This is a genomic window from Aliiglaciecola sp. M165 (assembly GCF_007197995.1).
In the GTDB taxonomy this organism is placed as follows: domain Bacteria; phylum Pseudomonadota; class Gammaproteobacteria; order Enterobacterales; family Alteromonadaceae; genus Aliiglaciecola.
The window spans coordinates 336,549-355,868 of sequence record NZ_VKKH01000001.1 but is presented as its reverse complement, the minus strand read 5'-3'; the positions used below and the strand labels follow the sequence as shown (position 1 = coordinate 355,868).

Genomic DNA, 19,320 nt, shown 5'->3' with positions numbered 1-19,320 from the left:
TTACTCACCAAAACTATTTTTTATTAAATATCACCTATTTCGAATTGCATTGTTTCCACAACCTCAGAGCTTAACGCTCCTACTCTAGAGAAGGCTTCTAATTGTTTTTTCTGCAGCATTTCGTACATTTCATCACAGGCTTGCTTTTTTTCCTTAGACCATTTTCTCCTGTTAAGAGAGACGAGGTTTAAATTGATTATAAATATTGAAGAAGTTACTCCTGCGATGGCCGCACTTATGGCTGCTCCAGAATCCCCCCTAACGGCAGTGTATGCCTTATCAAAAATGAAATTTCCATGTTCAATAAGTTTAAAACACTGCTCAGATATTTTGAAAACAAAATCAGTAACTTGTTGCAATTTATCGAGAGATTCTTTGTTGTATTTAGATTGCAACGCTTTGTTGCCATCATTCTCAGCCTGGACTCGTTGTTTTCTTAGTTCTACAACCTTCTCGAATTCTTTGGAGTCTTCTTCAAATAAAAACTTCAGTTGAGGTTCTATGTTGTTCTTAATGTCATCTATTATAAATCGAAGCTGATTTTCGAAAGGAATAAATTTAAGCTGGTTTGATTTAATAGAGCCATTATCAATTCCTAGTTTCTCTTGTTCTGCTTTTTTTAAACTGAGACTGCAAACGGTTATTATCAGCTTTCCCGAGAGTATGCCCATTAGTGCAGCTGCGCTACCAGATCCGGGAGCTGAACTTCCAGCCCCAAAGTCATCTAGTAGGTTATTAACGGACTTATCTAATAGTCTACTTGTCGTTACTAAATTACTGTCCATATTATTGCAATTCCGACTATATGTAATGCTTGAAGGGCAAAGGAGGAAGATCATGTGCAGTTGGTGTTGCTGTTAATATTTCACCGACTTGATCTGCAAATCTCAGTGTAACGGGCTCACCATCAGCAAAGTCACAGCGATTGAAGTTCACCTTTGTTAGCCCAAGAATATCCTTTAAAACCTGTTTGATATCAGCTTCACCAAATGAAATTTCGATTGCAAGTGGATTGGGTACTTCTCGCCCCTGGTAGGTGCCAAGTCGAGGAACAAAACCCTTAGTGTACAAATAGGCTTTTCGGTAACTATCTATGTAGTATGCACCCCTCAGCAAGGGATGGTCAGTTGGGCTATACAATTTAAATTGCTTTTCGTGTCTTATTCTTATAGAGATGACTTTTGTGTTTTCTGGTACACCAGCTTTAAATCCTTCCCACTCACCCTCATTAATTCTAGTTTTGCCATGGATAAACAGCTCCTTGGGTGGGAATCCATGATCCCTTTTATATGCAGCAACGATTTGCTCAGCAATTATTTTTGCTTTTTCGAAAGGTAAATGAAACTGTTTCGTTTCTGATGAATACCACGGCCCTACGGCCCCCCTAAATACAACACCGTCGCCAGAGTCGAGGAACATTTGAGCACCACAACAAGCATTTTGGCTATCTATATGCGTTTCATCTTTCTTAAACACTAGGCCGACGTAACAGACACCAGGCCTTACATTTGCTAGCTTCCATGGGCGACCAGATGCTTTGAAAAATGCGGTAGTGCAAAGGTTCCATGCTACTGATGCCTTGTCTTGCAATTGCCTTGTTTGCCTTCCATTTTCCATGAACTCTTCAGGCATAAGGGTGGTTTCGCGGACAACCTGTATAACCACTTTTGCGTCCAACAACCTAGCTTTTAGCTGGTTATGAAAATTCAATTCGTAGCGGTACAGTTCAGCCGTTTCATTATCTTCTTCAAACAATGAAGGCTGAGCAGAAAGTTTTTTTGCTAACCTTGCATTCATTAGTTGTGGCGATAATTCAGCTATCGAGCCTGGCACTCGAGATTTAGGGCGCCCATATTTAAAGACTTCTTCAGGGATTACAACAAACCAAAGGTCAACGCCGTCGTCCTCTTCGTTGATGTGACGACGTATCTCACTTTCAAATATTGAAACACTATTATAGATAGCCTGGTGGCGATCTTTGATACGAATGGCTTGGGTAATCTCTTGGTTCGATATTAAAATAGAAGTCACAGGCTTTTCTGGCCATTTTGCACTAAAAAGTGCTTCAAATCCTGGGAAAGGAATGTGATGTGCAACGTCTGATGACGCTGCAATAGGCAAATTGATTTGGTTTACCCACTTTTTATACAACTGCAAACCACTCTTCGTACCAACAAAGCCAACTCGTATTGAAGTTGGTCTATTTTCGTTGTTTAGAGGACCGAACCAAAGTAACCCATCCTTGGCAAAAGCTGTTTGTTGCTGATAACCAAATAATAACTCTGGTTCATCTAGCAATTGAATTTCCTTATTAATCGTCATCTTCGACCTCCTTTTCGTCCATCAATTCAACTTCCACATCTGCTATTTCATCAATTTCTGCAGATGGCTGGGTCGATGAAGTAAGTCTGTAATTCATCTTTATGGCCGTAGGTCTACTAGCTACTGTTATCATTTTGTCCTTACCAGCATCTAATAATATTTCAGTACTGCCCTCGGACAATAAATGTACATATAGCAATAGCAAATCACGCCATCGAGGGTTCCACCAATTCTTGCAAAAACCGCGACGCAATCCGTGCATTTTATTGCTATCTTTGAGCGGGTTGCGACCATCTTCAGTGAAGACAACATGCGGTATTAAACTTATTCTAGGAGAGAATCCAAACTTAATTTTTGCTTCAATTGCAAAATGCCAATACACATTGTTTTTGGGACTGAAACCTAACACTTTTTTGCGTCTAATTTGCCCGTCTTGGTCAGGAAATTGAAGCAAGCCCTCAAACTTGTCATTTTTGGGGAAAAACCAAGAAATGCGGCCGTTTGATAATTCGTACTTATGTAGTCCTTTTTCAAACAGGGAATTATTCCAAGTTTCAACCACAAGATTATTTACTTTTTTAATTATTTCTCCACGTAAGAAATCTTTATGGTTACGCACCTCGTTGTTAAGAACAGAAGGCAAATTTAATTTAGGGGATGCACTAGGTATGACATGACTAGGTAAAAATGACATAAGATCATCGCGATTAGCAAATGTGCCCAGCATGCCACTCCATTCAAACCAGGCGTAGGGGCATGTTGACAACTGTTTTTTCCAAAGGTTTACATCCCCAGGTATACGGAAAAAATTGAGTTCTTCAGGTATGTCGGAAATTTCTAAGCTATTACTTGTCGCTACGTCTTCTTCTAATTCTACTGTTGTAGATGGTTCTCTAATGTCAGCGAGAACACTTCCGAGGTTAATTTTTTTATTGAATTTTGGAGTTTGATCTCGCTCAAGACGCTCAACTAGGCGCTCTATGCCAAATCCCCAACCTCTTGAGAATGGGATAATGTTCCTATCTGACAATCCATATGGCTGGCCGCCGAACTCAGAGTCGTCAATAATTATAGGAATTATAAAATTTGGAAGTTTGTTCTGCAATTCAGCAGCTAAAGCTAACTCAACTTCACGTTGAACGCCTGGTTTAGATAACGATGTTTTTGTGATGACAATTACAAATTTAAAGGTGGAGTCTTGAATTGCATCGCCAATATCTTCCCACCATTTTTCGCCCCCAAATAATTTGGTGACATCAGACCATACTTCATATCCGATAAGCTTTAGACGAGTTGAGAGCCATAGCGTAAAATGATTATCTTCTGGAGTCGCATGGCTAACAAAAACTAAATTCCTTTTATTCCTTTCCTTCTCGGCCATCCTATTACCTTCTTAAACTAGAACTACAATCAACAAACGGAGACAGAAAGCTGCTTCAGTACTATGTCTGCTTCGAGACTAAAGTAGGACTTAACCAGCGGCATATTTATTTACCATATACTCTGTCGTGAAAAAGGTACAGTTTTTGATTACCAAGGCTTTTCTGGAACGAACGAGATAAATTGGCGCGAAAACGCTGCCAAATCCGAAATTCAGCTGTTGACTATAGAGTGTTTTGAAAATTGTCCATCAAAACCCAATCCACTGAGGAAGGTTTCTGTCAATGTAGGTAAGTCTTGGTAAGAAGATTCATCGTCAATCAGACTTAAGGTGGAGACATTGGTGACTTGAGGGGTTTCTGACGGTGTAATGTCTTCAACTGCGGCTACTTCCGAAATATTGATTGTAGTTGGGTCAGTTTGTATCTTTATTGACGCCGCTTGTGAGGGAATATCTTGGAGTAGCCGTCTTGCAAACTCGATAAGTTGGGGCTGCGCCGGCGCAAATAAACTTGCTCGTTTGCTTTTGTCTGTGTGAGTTAAACGCATTATTCGTCCAAGGATTTGCCTGAAGTGGAGCTCTGTTTTTATCCGGGTTAAATGGCAACAAACCTGCAACCTGGGAATATCTGTTCCCTCGCTAACCATTCCAACGGAAACCAGCCACTCAGTATTTGTATTCTGAAAACGACTGATAATCGAGTCACTTTCAGTATTCCTGTAAGTGACCACTTCGACAGACTTGGAATATTTTAATTTCAATTTTTGAGCGATTTTTTCTGCATGTTCCACGGTTGATGCGACAACAAGCCCTGCTGCTTTTGGGTTTTTGCTCCGAACGTTCCTGAGCTCTTTGTTTGCTTGCTCTAAACAGAACTCGATGATCGGGTCAGATTCTACGATTGCCTGGTAAGAGATTAATGTTTGTTGCAACACATCTTTTATACTGCCGTAGATCTCTGGTGTTTGTTCGTTTGATGTGACACTGATTTGGTTATTGTCTATGACGGTTACATGAGGTATTCGGCATACGTTTTCACTGATCGCCTCTGTGAGTCCATACTCGTAATCACAATAAATACTTCCGTCTTGGTCGCAATAGCTCGACAACGTGACTGGACGTTTGTCTGAACGCCAAGGTGTGCCCGAAAGCGCCATAGTATATTTAGCATGTGACTGAACATTGGCCAGGATATGCTGAGCCCAAACATTTGCATCGTTAATATCGTTTCCGCCGCAGTGGTGGATTTCATCGAATATTGCAAAGATTCTGAATTGACGGAACACATTCCAGAACGCGTTATCTTTGTGATTTAGGGATTGGTAAGTCACACACGTTCCTTTCGCCCCTAGTTGCCCGTTTAAAGATGCCTCAATGGTAGCTTCAAGCGTTGCTTGCATACCTTTTGCTGTAGCAATTGACGGCGAAAAACAAACTACAAAGTCTATTTTCGATTGTGCAAAGAGTTTTTTAGCTACATCAGCTGCCATCAAAGTCTTTCCGGCTCCTGGTGTAGCTAAACAGAAAAAATGTTGTTGCCCCGAGAGATATTTATCAACAGCACGATTGGCGCACTCAGCTTGCCATTTTCTCAGAGCCATCAGGAACTCTCTGCGATCAATAATTCGAGTGCTTTCATTCTTCCCATGTATTCGATGTTTTTCTCTTTTGCCGAATTGAATTTGCGCTGCAACGCATCACGCATTTCTGGAAACAATCTACTTAGTTCTTCATACTCTTTGGTTTCGCCCGAACAGGTGATCATTTCTAATTTACATTCGCGTAGACGCGTTTTCAGTACACCAAGTACTTCTTGACTCATTACTTCACCTTCATTGGAATGACCTGCGATTGATGCTTGCTGTTGAGTACCCAATATCGAAGCTGTGTTCTTGTATTCTTTTCTGACTCCTGACGAGGACGTGATTCTTATGTACCCATGTTTTAGTAACGTTCTGAATTGTCCGTTAACCCATCTACGTAGTTCGTTACCAGAACGACCATCTGAATTGGATTGAGAAAAGAGATCGCGAATCGTTGTTACTCTGAACTTATTTCTACCTTGTGATTTGAGAACAGAAATGAGTTTGTCATTTGGCGTGTATATACCTCTTGGCATGCATTGACCTTATTTGTTCTTGTTATTTAGGTATCCAAAAGGATAATTTGAAATGCGGATTATAATCCGTGGATAGTTAAGCCGCAACTAAGGATATTACTGGTTTTTGAAAGAAGACCAGATATGCGCAACATTGCTCGGGAAGTCGGTAGTAAGATTCGTTTAATTCGCAAAGAAAAAGGCTTCTCTCAAGAAGGGCTAGCTTTGCGCGCAAAACTTGATCGTAGTTATATGGGCAGAATCGAAAGAGGGGAAGCCAATATTACGTTGGAGATGCTGTATCAGCTTGCCGATGTTCTCGATTGCAACGCGAAAGACCTATTACCTTAGCCTAAAAATACAACCGTCCAGCTCATCTCGCTTCAATTGAAATCAACCCTGCAAATTTTTTGAATGAATAAGTCTTTCAAAAAATGTTTGCTCATCTTCTGGCAATAGCGATGGATAAAAATACCAACTAAACTTTATACCTCTTTTTTCATGGTTTATGAGTATGCTGCTCATCAGGACAAAGCCTTTTTTAGATGAAAGCCTTGAGAGTTACCTGCTAAGGCTTAGTATCCACAATGGTTACAATAAATTTCAGTCGTTTTGGGCTGGCGTGAGATCTCATCTTAACGAATCAACTCGGGGAATTGATTCCGCTTTACCGAGCGAATTATCAAAAATCAATATATGCCATGCCAATGTATCCAGTGCAAAAAGACTGGATGCTTTGCGCCTTGTGAGTCAGCTTACCAATCACGAACCTTTGCCACTTCTATCGTTGGCCTTGTTTCGAGGAGGGCAATTGTTTTCTAGAAAACGCACATCTGTATTCAATAACGGAGTCACTATTCCATTTCGTTTCTTAAGAACCAAAGGGATACCGATTTGTCCGGCGTGCATCAAAGAGAACGTATACATCAGGCAGCATTGGCACTTTTCACTATTTGAAGCTTGCCCGGAGCATTCTGTGTTGCTTCGTAATCACTGTGACTGTGGCGAGGAAATTAACTATTTAAGCAGCCACGAGATTGCACAGTGTGCAAAGTGCGGCAGTAATTTGGCTGATTTGGAGGCAACTGTCTCGTCTGCTCCTCAGCGGGAAATCGCACATTGGCTATCAGGGAGACTAGTAGAGGGGCTGCCTGCTGTGATTCAAAGCCATTCATGGGGGATATGTTTATGGTGGCAGGAAACTTTCAATGATGGGAAGGACATTGATTCCGAACAACTTCACCTGTTTCTCGCACAATGGCCAGATAGTTTGCGTAGCTATTTAAACTGTAAACTGGCGCATTCAAAGGAGTATGCGCTTAAACCCTTCAATCAGCTGTCTTTTAAAGATGTGTTTGGGCTTTTATTGATACAAGCTTCTCGGCTACCCAGTACCAATTTGTCAGAAAACATAGTGTTGAAGGAGATTGTGCGTTATCTAGAGGAACATGTTTTCGAACCTGAATGTCTGTTGAGTGACCTTAAGCTAAACAGTATAGAAGCAGCAATTATTTTGGGTACATCAGTAGAGCAAATAGCTGTTTTAGTTGACCAAGGTGAACTACAAACTAAATCCAGAATGAAGGCTAACTCAGTTTTAAACGCAAATTGGAGAGTGTTGTCCCTGGGAGATGTTTTTTGTCTATGGTTAGCTAAATTTCAAACGGATAACTCCCACAGTAACGTGTTTATTTCACGGTGGTAGCAATGGCTTCAAACGAGATAACGTCGTTACTTAATATTGAAAATCACACAGACCGAAACGTGGCATGGAAAAAGGCTCTTTCTCCTATTACTCCTCCTTTAGATGTCACAGGAAATGAAAAACTAGCGTGTGTCGTTTTAGCGAATTTAACCTGGAAGCTGTCACTAATAAACAATGTCTTTGATTCAAATGATGCAAGAGCAAAGCTAAGGGATAAGAATTGGATTCAACGCTGTATAAAAACGTTTAGATATAGACACACTCACAATCTGAAGTATCCAGATTATCGTGCAAAAGGGGCCATTCGCCTGTCTCCAATCGGTGTTATACCGAAAGGCTGCTTTAGTTCTTCAAAACTAATTAGTAGTCGTTTGGGCTGGTCTCAGAATTCCGCTGATATCAATTATGCGACGTTTCTATGTGCTGACTTTGTTTGGCAAGGAGAGCTGCTAACGCTAGGTGAGGCTATCATAGGCGAGAACATTTCATTTACGAAATCTTTGATTGAATCGGGGATGTTTAAAAAAGATCTTAAGCTGATAAGAAACGAGTTGTCCCAAATCCCAATAAATCAAACTGAATCTGAATATCTTAGTCATCAATTGACAAACCTTCGGTTTCCGAAACATTCAGATGGATATGTTTGTTTGACGCCCGTCCCCTCTCATATTGTTCAGGTTGCAATTCACTCTTGGTCTGTTTCCAATTTTCGCCAGTCGGAAACCATGTATTGTCCTAGGTCTTCCAGTGTTGGCTCACTCCCGGCTTGTGTCGGAGGAAAAATCAAAGTTCTAAAAAGTTTGCCAAAAGGGCTCAATAGTAAGCACACAAAAGATACTCAAAAAAGTTCCTGGCTGACGGCAGAGAACTTGGCTATTTTACACTCATTATCCTCAAGTAGGGATTGGCTTTTGCCTGAGAATAAAAAGAAAAAGCGGTATAAAGAGTTAGTGGCTAAACTTGGAGCAATGCTGGTACGTTGGATGTCTTTCAATCGAAAGTCTCTAGAACAATTGTTGGAATCCGAGTTCCCGTCAAAGCAAATCACACAACTTTTCCATGCAGATCTGTCTCGCTTAAAAAGTACAGATGATATCGCTTACAACCCGACCTTCATCAAGATAGTCGAACAGGAATTCAAAATAATCCTTGAAAACGAAAAGGAGGATTATCCGTTAGTAATACCGCAGCAAAAACATACGCATCTTGTTTTACCTGGCCTTAGAGTTTCTAATGCCAATGCAGAGAGCTGTGCCTATTTGGTTGGCTTGCCTTCTATGATCGGCATTTTTGGCTTTATACATAATCTCCAAAGGCAACTCGATAGTAGATTTGGTTTATCTGCTGGGTTTGAGCAATTTGCTATTTGCATGCATGAATATAGTTTCCATAAACGGGGCTTAACCAAAGAGCAGGTTCAAATCTCCAAAAAACAGCTTAGATCACCTGCAATAATTGATTCCAGACAATGTGACTTCGCCCTGAGTCTCGTCATTAAAACTAGTGCGATACTGCAACGAGAAGAGGTGTTGGCAGCGTTACCGCAAAAAATATGTGGTGGTGCGGTTCATATTCCACTTTCTGAACTAGAGGGAATAAACACCCATCACAGTTTCGAATCGGCGGTAAACGCGATCCCAGTCAAGAATGGGAAATGGATAACGCCTTCTTTTAATTCCTTGAGTACCACTAATTTTATCGATTTCTTGGATAAAACGTCTGTTTCGTACAACCTCAATATCGCATGTGTTGGTTATCACTATCTCGAAACACCTTTCAAAAAGAATAGTGCTTCAGATGATCCAGTCCATGCATTTGCTGAACCTATTTTGGCAGGCGTCCAATTGAATTGTATTGCTTCATTTGGAAATATAGAGCGCTTTTTTTGGCACTACAGTGAAACATCAACTAGCTTATATTTGGGTTCTAAAATTTGAAGATAACTAAATATGAGGCTACCAAACAGACTAAGTTATCAACGATCAATATCGCCTGGTATTGCAGTATTCTATTCAGTAGATGAACAGGGCAATCAAAAGCCATTAGAAATTAACACGGTCAAAATTCTCGGGCAGAAAGGTGGGCCTAGCGAAGCATTTGCTAATGATATGAGTCTGAAAAAGGGTGTGGATAATAAAAAGTTAGCTGAAGGAAACCCTCACACAATTGACTATTGTTATGCACCCGCAGATGCTAAGCACACCTTATGTAAATTCTCTCTTAACGTAGATGCGAGTTCAATTGAGCCGAGAGCCTGTAATGATGACGGTGTTAGAAGTTTACTGACTAATTTCGCTGCTGAGTATCGTAAATTGGGCGGATACAGATATCTGGCAGAGCGATATCTGAACAATGTGCTGAGTGGTAACTGGCTGTGGCGAAATCAAAGAACGCTTGATACAACAATCAAAATACAGAGTTCAGGAGGATTACAGTGTTCAATAAAAGGGGTGAACCGGAAACGATTCGAACCAAATTGGATTGATGAGATTACTGAATTCGATGGGCTTGTAAACGAGTTTGAAAATGCTTTAGTAGACCCCAAGAAGTATCTTTTTTTAGAGGTAACGGCAGAATTATCATTACCATTGGCTAGCGAAATTTACCCCAGTCAGGCGTTTGTTGAACAAGCGAACAAGTTAGAACGCAGCAGGACATATCAAAACACGATAGTGGAAGGAAAACGCACGGCGATTATTGGCGCTTATAAGATAGGGGCTGCGATAGCGAGCATTGACGATTGGTTTGAGGGGGCAGATATACCAGTGAGGGTAGGTAGTTTTGCAGTTGATAGAGATAGGGCAACGGTCTATCGGCATCCTGAATCCAAGAAAGATTTTTATACCCTTCTAAGTGGCCTCGAACAATTGAACAGCAGATTAAAATCCAAGAAAAAGATGAAATCATCGGAATTGAACGATGCGCATTTTATTGCCGCGAATTTGGTAAAGGGTGGATTGTTCAGTTTAGGAAGCAAATAGATGGCGTCTCGCTACTATCGAAAAATTACTTTTATCCCGGCCGATAGCAATCATAACTTTCTAATTGGCAAGTGTCTGAAAGTGCTCCATGGAGTCAATTGTCGACACCGATTGAACTCAATTGGTGTGACCTTTCCTGATTGGTCTGATGAATCACCTGGAAACTCTATTGCCTTTGTGTCGGTAGATAGTGCTTGTATCGACTTGTTAATTGACCAACATTACTATCAACAAATGCAAGATTTAGAGTATTTCGAAATCTCTGCATTAAAACCTGTTCCTGAGAATGGGTCGGAAGAAATAATGTTTTCTCGAAATCAAGCTGTTGATGAACTAACGCCAGCAGGTGTAAGACGCAAACTGAGAAGATGCGCCAGAAGAGCTAAGCAGCGTGGGGAGAACTACAATGCAGCTTATCTTTCTAGTAGTGAGAAAGTATTCCCACATTTCCACAAAATACCAATGAACAGCAAGAGTAGTGATCGTAATTTCAGTCTAAATATCCAATTAGAAATGGCGCAAAACGTTACCTATGGGAATTATACCTCTTATGGTTTGTCGAATAAATCAAGCCGGAAAGCATCGGTCCCTAAAAATCTAGATTAAGATCTTTTCAGATTTACCAATGCTTTCTATACTTAATTTTGACATATTTATGCGTTGTATATTTCTGCCGGACAGGTAGCTAAATAAATCACAACCGGAAATTTTTTCATTCCCGGGACAATTTCCGCCGGATAGGCAGCTTTCAATGGCACGCCCACTGACAGACCAGATTGCCAGGATGATCCGCCGCGTAGGCAGCTAAAAATATCAATGGTACAACACAAATTAATCGCAACGAGTGTTCCGCCGCATAGGCAGCTAAAAATGTCTGACGAATCGAACTTCACAATGAAACAGGAGTTTCTGCCGAAAAGGCAGTTGATGAAAGAAAGTTTCTTACATTAATTATCTAAGTAAAATTTGCATGTCCCCGAATTTGATAAATGATGACAAGGTATGCTTGTTATTATTTATGCCAAGGTATCCTTGTGGAACAATTAAATAGTTGATTTATATCACTTCTATAGTGTCAACGTATGCTTGGATCAACACCCACTTAACCTTCTTTAACCTCAGACTTTGTCTGCTTGAGTCGTGTTTCCAAAGCGTCTATTTTAGATTTTATCGATACTTTTTGGTCTTCATCAGCCTCTCGCAGCGACTCTTTCATTTGTTCAATTTGAGAAGTAATTTCTAATCTGTATTGTTCATTTTTTTCAGCTTCTTCGGCTTTATCAAAGGCCACATCTTCTACTGCAATCGCATGACTTTCGGTTTTCACCACTTTTTTCGCGGGAATAACTTTGAAATCCTCTGCAAGGCGCCTTTGATTGACAAAAGTGGGTGACATGATTTCAATTTTTTGACTGTGTAATACGTCCAAAACCTGTTTGTTTAAGGCGCTACGCGCACTGATCAGGTTTTTTATTTCTTCTAATTTACCACTGATTTTATAGGTCACAGAAAAATCGCCAAGTTCGATGATTTGCACAAATGCATCTACTAAACCACAATTGGTAGCCGCTTCGAGTAGCGCCTTTTCCACATCGCTATTTGATAAGTCGTAACCCAAGGATAAAGTCGTTGAAACGATTGTCCCGGACGTTCGTGTAACGGTAACTGGGTGAGTAATCAGATAAGTGTTAGGGATGGACACCAGATCACGTCCCTCGGTTTGTATTTCAGTATCCAACAGCCCTCTTTCAACAACTCGGCCAAAATTATCTTGTACTTTCACAAAATCACCAGTGCGAAAGGGCTTGGTAATGCGTAGCATTATTCCTGCTAGTAAATTGGCAAAAATAGTACTGGAAGAAAACGCAAAAATACCCGAAATAACCAATCCAACCAGGGCAATAACTTGATTGCGTGAACTTTCACTGATGGGAAGAGACAAAATTATGATTAATACTGAAACCAGGGTCAGTCCCAACATAATGAGTTGACGGGAGAATAACTTTTCGTTTCCGTTTTCTGAAAACCTTACAATAATGATGTGATGAGCCATCCAAAGCCCCACACCAACGCAGAATGTTGAAATAATCAGCGGTAAAAAAGCGGTGAATTCTTCAGCGATATCGATGGTCACAAACAGGCCTTTATTAGAGGGTAAACAAACTTAAGCATAAGGCAAAAACAAACCACGGACATCTACTTTTGCGCGCAGCTTAATCGCAAGCATAAATAATCCCATGAGTTTACGATGCAAAAAGATTGTATCAATGGGAGGAGTGTGAGCGTAACTCTTATCGAACCCCAATTCCAAACCTCTTTCTCTTAACCGTTGCAAAAGATCCGTCGAGGCGAAATCGTATTCACCTTGGGTGTAGAGCGGTTCGCACGCTTCGTAACACATCTCAAAAATGGTCGATTTAACCTGCGATGGCAAACTGGGCTTGAGCAGTTGCAGAGACAAAGCGGCATTGGCGACGCCATCTCTATCTTGATTTACCGCACTTCGCATTAGGGCTAGGTAATCATTTGACATAGCTTGGCTAAAGTCTCTTGTCGCGCCAAAATCCAGCAGTACAATGCAGTTCAGTTCAGGTTCGAATTGGTAATTGGCAAAATTAGGATCCGTTTGTACCAATTGAAAATCAAACAACTCTTTGAAAAACAATCTAAGCAACTGACTTATTATGAAATTTCTCGTCGACTGTTCGGCGTCATAAAAAGACTCAATCGCCACGCCGTCTAAATAGGTCATTGCTAATACGTCGTCTGAACTAAACTCCTCATCAAGCTCAGGCATAATAAAGGCGTCATCGTCTTCAATGACTTTGGCGTATTGTTTCAGTCGTTCGCCTTCCAAGGTGTAATTGGCTTCATCATGCAATTGTGCTTTTGCTTCTTTGAGCAAAGGTTTGATGTCGATGTCTTTTGGCAACAATCCTGACAACCTGATTAAGCCTGCCACGTTGTCCACATCACTGTTGATGCTTTGCTTAATACCGGGATATTGAATTTTAATTGCTAATCTTTTTAAATCTTGGGTAATCACTTTATGCACTTGGCCAATTGATGCTGCAGCGATAGGAGTCATTGGAAATTGAATAAAACGCTTTTGCCAATGTTCACCCCATTGTTTGTTGAGTAACTCAATCAATTGTTCCTGGGGCATGGCCTTTGCGTCAGAGCGTAATCGTGACAACAACTCAGTCAATTCCTCTGGTAACACGTCACTTGCATCCATCGAGATTAGCTGTCCTACTTTCATTGCGGCACCGCGCATTTGTGCAAGTTGGTCTGCCACACGCTTCACGTTTTTGGGCGTAAGCAATAAATCTTTTAATTTCGGACGGTTACCTTTGGCTAATTCGGACACACCACTTGCAACCACATTTCCTGCAATTTTTGATGCCATAGTGCCAAGCCGTGTAAACCGAGACACACGCCCTTTGGGAATATTTGCTTCATTTGATTCTGGCTTCTTCGCCATATGCTATCCAACTTAGTACTTTTCAATTGTTCAATTTACGTTCATTATGATCAGGTAGCAACAATTTGAGGTAGTCAAGCTTGCGGACTTTTATAGTCGCGATTTGTATTGTGATTTCTCATTTTGCTGGTGCAAAGGACTACACCATCAATTTGCTAGAGTCAGTGCAGTCAGAACAACAAAAAAAATCGGTTGAGCAATTTTTTACGGTGTTGTACCAGCCATTGGGGATTCAGCCAAAATTCGTTTATTACCCATCAACACGAGGCTTGAAACTCGTTGGTCAAGGTGTATTAGACGCCGAAGCAAGCCGCTTTCCAGTAGTTGCCAAGCAATATCCAAATTTAATGCAGGTGCCGGAATCTTTGGGTGAATTTCATTCAGGTTTATTTTGTTTGTCTGAACAAAGCTGCCGCATGGGGAAAGAGGCTGCAATTGCCCTTGAGGCCGGTTTTGAAAGCGCATCACAGTATTGTAAAAAGAATCAACTGGATTGCCGAAAAGAAACGCAAGTTAGTAATATCACCAAATTGGTAGATGAAAAATGGGTAGATGCTGCATTATTACAGACGATGTTTGCGACTCAGGTTGTCTGTTCCTCAAAACATACAGAGTTTCACGTCAAACTTTTTCCTGAGTTACGTTCGTCCAGTTATCACTATGTGCACAAAAGTCATAAAAGTTTAGTGATGGCACTGGCTAAATCTGTAAAAGAGATAAAATTATCCGACCAATACCAAAACAACGGCCAAGTCTGGGTGTCTAGGTTAGAGGCCTGCGGTAAAACTATTCACCTTGTGCGTTAGCATTGGTGCCAGTTACTAGCTCTTGGCTAAGTTTAAGTTCAGGGCTAGGAGCGCCAAAATAATATCCCTGGCAATAGTCCACACCTAATTGTTTAACCAACTCGTAAATCTGTTCCGAGTGCACATACTCAGCGACTGTCTTAATATTGAGTGCTTTAGCACATTCAACAATAGCAGTTGTGATGAGCCTTGCATTTTCGTCGACATCAAGGTTCCTAATTAAACTGCCATCAATTTTAATATAATCGACATTTAAGCTGAGCAAGTGGGTGAAGTTAGAGTATCCGGCACCAAAATCATCGAGAGCAACGCTGCAACCCATTTCACTGATTTTGTCGATGAATACTTTCATTAGCGCGTAGTCTTCGATTTTATCGGTCTCGGTTATTTCAAAGGTTACGCGACTGAGAATATCTTTGTTAGCCTGCATCCACTGACTCAAAAATTGCTTCGATTGGTAATTTTCAATATCCATTGCTGACAAATTCAACGTAATTCGGACGTCTTGCTCTCGACAAATCAAAATGCATTGCTCCAGCATGGTCTGGCTAATTGAAGGGTACAGGCCACAATGCTTTGCTGCAGGCAAAAACTCATTAGGAGGAATAATGTTGTGATCGGTTTCAAATACCCTTGCTAGTCCTTCATAGGCGAAAACACGCATCGACTTGGTTTCAACTATGGGTTGGAAAAAAGGTACTAAACGATTGCTCTGCAGGGCATCGCGAAGGCGGTTAATGAGTGCAATGTTTTTCGCCAAATCTCTATGTGGCTCCATTGATGGATTGTAAAAACGAATTTTCTCACTTCGAGATTTTGCTGCACTTACTGCTTGTTGCGCTTTATCAACTTGGGAAGCTGGTTGTTCCATATCAAATTCAGCACCACATATCCCAGCAACAAGTCCAACTTTAAGTGTGATCTGGCCAATTTTTAGTGGTTCGCGACTAATACACTCAAGCAACTTGCTGGTAAATCCCTTTAAGTGGTTTGTATGTGAGTCTTCACTGAGGGTACAAAATTGATTGGCCGTGAGTCGGTAAAGAGTGGCACCTCGTTCTTGATTAATTTCTTCAGTTAGACGTTCAACCACCTCGTCTACTAAATCGGCAACAAATTGCTCTCCTAAAAAGCCTAAAAGCTTTTCGTAATCGAGAATTTCGAGCACAATTAATGAATGAAAACGATACTCGCACATATCGCGCAACAGTTTGTTTTGATTACGTAATCCTGTTTGAATATCGGTGTAGGCAGCTTTGTTTAGCTGGGCATTTTGTTCTTCGATTTTTTCAAAGCTTGATTTTAAGGAGTCTTGCATAATGGCAAAGTTTTCTGCCAATTCCTGTGCTTCATCCTGAGTGTTTATTTTTACTGTATCTGCAAAATCACCTTTGTTGATGCGCTTTGTCCAAGACGTAAGCCGCTTTAGGTTGTAGGTAAAGATTTCTGCCACAGAATTTAACAAGGCGTAGCATAAAATCAGCACAACACCGATTAGTAATAGGTTAATTGCCATAATTCGGCGAATTTCGTTGCCATATAATTTAACTTGGAGGCTGGCAACATAGTAACCGGTTACGCTACCTTCTATGTCTATGGGTACAAGAACATTGCTAAATCCTAGTGCTCGGCGAGCCAATGAGGTTTCTCGAGTTTCAATTGCAGCGATTTCAGCACTTGGGTTTCCTGTTAAAACATTTGCAGCCAGCGCATTTTTCGCCTTCACTATTGTGGGACCAAAAACGCCTTGCATGTAATAATCTTCAAGTTCTTTAAATCCACTTTCATCTCTTCTTCTTTCTTGCAAACGTGCGTTTTGCTGGCGGTTTTGAACATGCACGAGTTTGAAATCCTTATCCAGAATCGCCACATCTGAGAGTGTTATTTGCATTATTGACAGTTGGTTTTTTTCGACGCGAGTTTTTGCTTCCCAAAGCATGGTTGGCATAGCTGCCGCCAGTTTTCCGTGTTGTGATCTGAGATCTGAAAAGTCAATTTCAAATTGCTGCAGGCCTAAATGAAATGTATGTACTGAATCGACGACGCTTTGTTTGACCAATTGTCTATACTCAATAATTTGATAAACCACCAACATTGAATTTGATAAAAATACTACGATTAGGGTGCTCGAAACGATTTTTTTAGCCAGTGGCATGCGTCTAGAAAGCAACCAAAGAAAGAATTTTTGCAATACGAAATAGGTCAGTGAAAACCCAAAAATGATGAGTAAGCAAAACTGCAGGATTTCCAATATCGATTGATAGTCAGGAATATTAACAACTGAGTTGGAACCGCCGAAGGAATCATTAATGGTTCCCGGGTTGTTAGGGTCGTTTACCCAATAAGGACTAGGTTGGTTTTTGTAGTAGAGAACATATTTGTATTGTACTGGACCAACGGGCAAATCTAAGGATTTAGTCCAGAGGCTGTCACCTGATTTAAACAAATCATAGGCAGGGTTATCTGTGTTCCAATCGGAGAAAAATCCAGCTACAACAATCCGTTCTATTTTGTGATCTTCCGGCAACTGGTTTTGCTGTCGAAAGGCCTCTGATAAAGGAAGAGAGAGCTGAAATTTGTGGGTTTCAAATCGATCAGGTTGTACAACGGTGGCCAAATATTCGCAGACAAAATAGAGGACTATGGGTAAAACCAGAATGATGCTACGCCAAAAAATTCTTCGCTGCTTTGTAATTGTCATCTACTTCTATAAAAAGGCCAACGAGACGACAGTGTAGCAGCTTTGGATTAAAAAATAAGCGCCAATCCGCATACTTAAACCGGCGCTTAAAGTTAATAATTAATTTTTGTTCGTATTGATCTGGACTTGCAAAAGAACAAACACATGTTACCGATTAAATAACAATTACAACATCGCAACAATAAATCCGTAACTAAGCATCATCCAGCCAAACAACCCCACTCCCCAGATTAGTGAACGCAAATAAGGAATGCCGACTAAGTAACTCACTGCAAAGCCTAAACGCCCAAATAACAGTAACCAAGCACCAGTTTGTGTAGTAGAACTCTGTGCTTCAGGGAACAGAATCAATGCGGCGAGTACCGGAACAGCCATAGTCAGAGCCTGAATTTGATTGTCAATGGTGCGGGCTATCCGTCCCATAAATGCGGTGGGCTCTCTGGGTTCATCTCGATTGCCCAAGCCCCACTTAAAACCAAAATTGAGTGGTACCTGCATGCCTTGAATAAACACCAATACAAAGGTCATAACGCCTAAGTAAAAAAGTACTAATAGTTCTGTGGACATTGCTTTTCTCTCTCTAAATCGTTGCTTTTCTATATTTGTACATAAGTGTACAATTAACTATGGCACAAAATTGTACACATGTGTACAAAAAGTTGATTGTGAGAAAAATGTGGCGAGAAAATTAGCATTTGAGCGTGATGCAGCGATAGAAAAAGTGATGTTTAAAATTTGGCAGGATGGCTACCATGCTGCATCAGTTAAAGCGCTTTCCGAATTGTTGGGCATTACGCGTTCAAGTTTTTATCATACCTTTGTGAGTCGCGAAGCACTGTTTAAAGAGGTGTTAAGTGTGTACTCAAATTACACACCTTTACAAAAACTCATACGCGCGCAAAAGGGGGATCGGATACTCTTGCTTTTGACCCAAACGCTCAATGAGTTATGCCATGCGCGTGCAAATGACACGATGCATCGTGGGTGTTTGGCAATGAACAGTGTCGCTGAAATCTGTGGTCAGGAAGGGGAGCTGACCTGTCACCTAAAATCACAACTTGATTTAAGTAATAGCCGAATTGAGGAGCTATTGTTTTGGGCTCAGGAGCAGGGAGAAATTGACCAAAGTGCTAACGTGGAGCACTTAGCACTTGCTGTCACTAACCTTTTCATTGGGTTAAATATAATGAGTAAAGCCATCAACGAATATGACAAATTATGGGCAGCAGCCAGAACCACACTCGTAGGTTTGTCGCTTTATGTAGAAAAATAACAGCGATCGATTTAAAAGCCTCAAGTTCCTTATCCAATTGGGTTATACTCTCGTCGATTAAATGGGAGTGTGGTTATGAAAATTTGTGGCATTGATTTGAAGGGCAGTGAAGCGAATCTGTGTTTGCTCTCTTTTGAGAATGAAGTCTTCATGTTGCCTGAGTGCCGGGTTAGAAAGCTGACGTATCCAAAACAAGATTCCACTGAAGAAATTCGAAAATTTCAGTTTGCCTTCAAAAAGCTAATGGAAGACTATCAGATTCAACGCGTGGTCATTCGCGAGCGCCCAAGTAAAGGAAAATTTGCAGGAAGTGCCGCAGGATTCAAATTAGAAGCCGCGATTCAATTGATTGACACATTGAACGTTGACGTGCTGTCAGCAACACATATAAAAACACTTATTAAGCGTAATCCTGTACCAGTACCTTTTTCCGAAACGGGACTAAAAGGGTTTCAAGAAGCTGCGTTCAATACTGCTTATGCAATGATTATGAAAGACAAATTTGGGTTAGAGCCTGAAGATACCTCTGACTAACTTCAAATGCATGGCGTAAGCGATTCACGCCAAAA

Annotated in this window: 17 protein-coding genes; 8 read left to right on the top strand and 9 right to left on the bottom strand. The window is 40.8% G+C overall.

Annotated features, from left to right (window positions below):
* Positions 1 to 23: 23 nt before the first annotated feature.
* The 5 genes from FM019_RS01540 to FM019_RS01520 form a co-directional block, all read right to left on the bottom strand.
* Positions 24 to 785, bottom strand: a complete 762-nt coding sequence (locus FM019_RS01540; RefSeq protein ID WP_185969145.1) for a cyclodeaminase/cyclohydrolase family protein — start codon at positions 783 to 785, stop codon at positions 24 to 26.
* Between the two features lie 16 nt (positions 786 to 801).
* Positions 802 to 2,322 carry a hypothetical protein gene (locus FM019_RS01535; RefSeq protein WP_221934349.1) on the bottom strand — a complete coding sequence of 507 codons (1,521 nt, stop codon included), beginning with the start codon at positions 2,320 to 2,322 and terminating at the stop codon, positions 802 to 804.
* Positions 2,312 to 3,703, bottom strand: coding sequence for a toll/interleukin-1 receptor domain-containing protein (locus FM019_RS01530; protein WP_143834124.1), 1,392 nt, complete (start codon positions 3,701 to 3,703; stop codon positions 2,312 to 2,314). The genes FM019_RS01535 and FM019_RS01530 overlap by 11 nt, the downstream gene beginning before the upstream one ends.
* A gap of 212 nt (positions 3,704 to 3,915) precedes the next feature.
* Positions 3,916 to 5,304: a DEAD/DEAH box helicase gene (locus FM019_RS01525; protein WP_143834123.1), complete on the bottom strand. Its 1,389-nt coding sequence runs from the start codon at positions 5,302 to 5,304 to the stop codon at positions 3,916 to 3,918.
* On the bottom strand, positions 5,304 to 5,822 hold the full coding sequence (locus FM019_RS01520; protein ID WP_143834122.1) for a hypothetical protein: 519 nt from the start codon (positions 5,820 to 5,822) through the stop codon (positions 5,304 to 5,306). The genes FM019_RS01525 and FM019_RS01520 overlap by 1 nt, the downstream gene beginning before the upstream one ends.
* A 123-nt stretch (positions 5,823 to 5,945) precedes the next feature.
* Here FM019_RS01520 and FM019_RS01515 point away from each other — a divergent pair, with 123 nt between their 5' ends.
* From FM019_RS01515 to cas6f, 5 genes are all read left to right on the top strand, one after another.
* Entirely contained in the window at positions 5,946 to 6,152 is a 207-nt protein-coding gene (locus FM019_RS01515) for a helix-turn-helix domain-containing protein (protein WP_143834121.1), read from the top strand.
* 163 nt (positions 6,153 to 6,315) lie between these two features.
* Complete coding sequence (locus FM019_RS01510) at positions 6,316 to 7,506, top strand: TniQ family protein (protein ID WP_185969144.1); 1,191 nt, start codon at positions 6,316 to 6,318, stop codon at positions 7,504 to 7,506.
* A 2-nt stretch (positions 7,507 to 7,508) separates the two neighbouring features.
* The gene (locus FM019_RS01505) at positions 7,509 to 9,443 is read left to right on the top strand and encodes a type I-F CRISPR-associated protein Csy2 (RefSeq protein ID WP_143834119.1); all 1,935 of its coding nucleotides are present in this window, start codon (positions 7,509 to 7,511) and stop codon (positions 9,441 to 9,443) included.
* 12 nt (positions 9,444 to 9,455) lie between these two features.
* Complete coding sequence (gene csy3 / locus FM019_RS01500; RefSeq protein WP_143834118.1) at positions 9,456 to 10,487, top strand: type I-F CRISPR-associated protein Csy3; 1,032 nt, start codon at positions 9,456 to 9,458, stop codon at positions 10,485 to 10,487.
* Positions 10,488 to 11,093, top strand: a complete 606-nt coding sequence (gene cas6f / locus FM019_RS01495) for a type I-F CRISPR-associated endoribonuclease Cas6/Csy4 (protein ID WP_143834117.1) — start codon at positions 10,488 to 10,490, stop codon at positions 11,091 to 11,093. It begins immediately after the preceding gene.
* 496 nt (positions 11,094 to 11,589) lie between these two features.
* Here the strand turns inward: cas6f and FM019_RS01490 are convergent, their stop codons facing one another.
* On the bottom strand, positions 11,590 to 12,621 hold the full coding sequence (locus FM019_RS01490) for a mechanosensitive ion channel family protein (protein WP_260681492.1): 1,032 nt from the start codon (positions 12,619 to 12,621) through the stop codon (positions 11,590 to 11,592).
* A gap of 30 nt (positions 12,622 to 12,651) precedes the next feature.
* Entirely contained in the window at positions 12,652 to 13,971 is a 1,320-nt protein-coding gene (locus FM019_RS01485) for an AarF/ABC1/UbiB kinase family protein (RefSeq protein ID WP_143834116.1), read from the bottom strand.
* A gap of 80 nt (positions 13,972 to 14,051) precedes the next feature.
* On the opposite strand from FM019_RS01485, the gene FM019_RS01480 reads away from it, so the two are divergent.
* The gene (locus FM019_RS01480) at positions 14,052 to 14,777 is read left to right on the top strand and encodes a hypothetical protein (RefSeq protein WP_143834115.1); all 726 of its coding nucleotides are present in this window, start codon (positions 14,052 to 14,054) and stop codon (positions 14,775 to 14,777) included.
* On the opposite strand, the gene FM019_RS01475 is transcribed toward FM019_RS01480, so the two are convergent.
* The gene (locus FM019_RS01475; protein ID WP_143834114.1) at positions 14,758 to 17,478 is read right to left on the bottom strand and encodes an EAL domain-containing protein; all 2,721 of its coding nucleotides are present in this window, start codon (positions 17,476 to 17,478) and stop codon (positions 14,758 to 14,760) included. The genes FM019_RS01480 and FM019_RS01475 overlap by 20 nt on opposite strands.
* A 165-nt stretch (positions 17,479 to 17,643) precedes the next feature.
* Positions 17,644 to 18,045, bottom strand: coding sequence for an MAPEG family protein (locus tag FM019_RS01470; RefSeq protein ID WP_143834113.1), 402 nt, complete (start codon positions 18,043 to 18,045; stop codon positions 17,644 to 17,646).
* Between the two features lie 109 nt (positions 18,046 to 18,154).
* Between FM019_RS01470 and FM019_RS01465 the strand changes: the two genes are divergently transcribed.
* The gene (locus tag FM019_RS01465; protein WP_143834112.1) at positions 18,155 to 18,751 is read left to right on the top strand and encodes a TetR/AcrR family transcriptional regulator; all 597 of its coding nucleotides are present in this window, start codon (positions 18,155 to 18,157) and stop codon (positions 18,749 to 18,751) included.
* Positions 18,752 to 18,826: 75 nt separating this feature from the next.
* On the top strand, positions 18,827 to 19,285 hold the full coding sequence (locus FM019_RS01460; RefSeq protein ID WP_143834111.1) for a DUF3010 family protein: 459 nt from the start codon (positions 18,827 to 18,829) through the stop codon (positions 19,283 to 19,285).
* Positions 19,286 to 19,320: the final 35 nt, after the last annotated feature.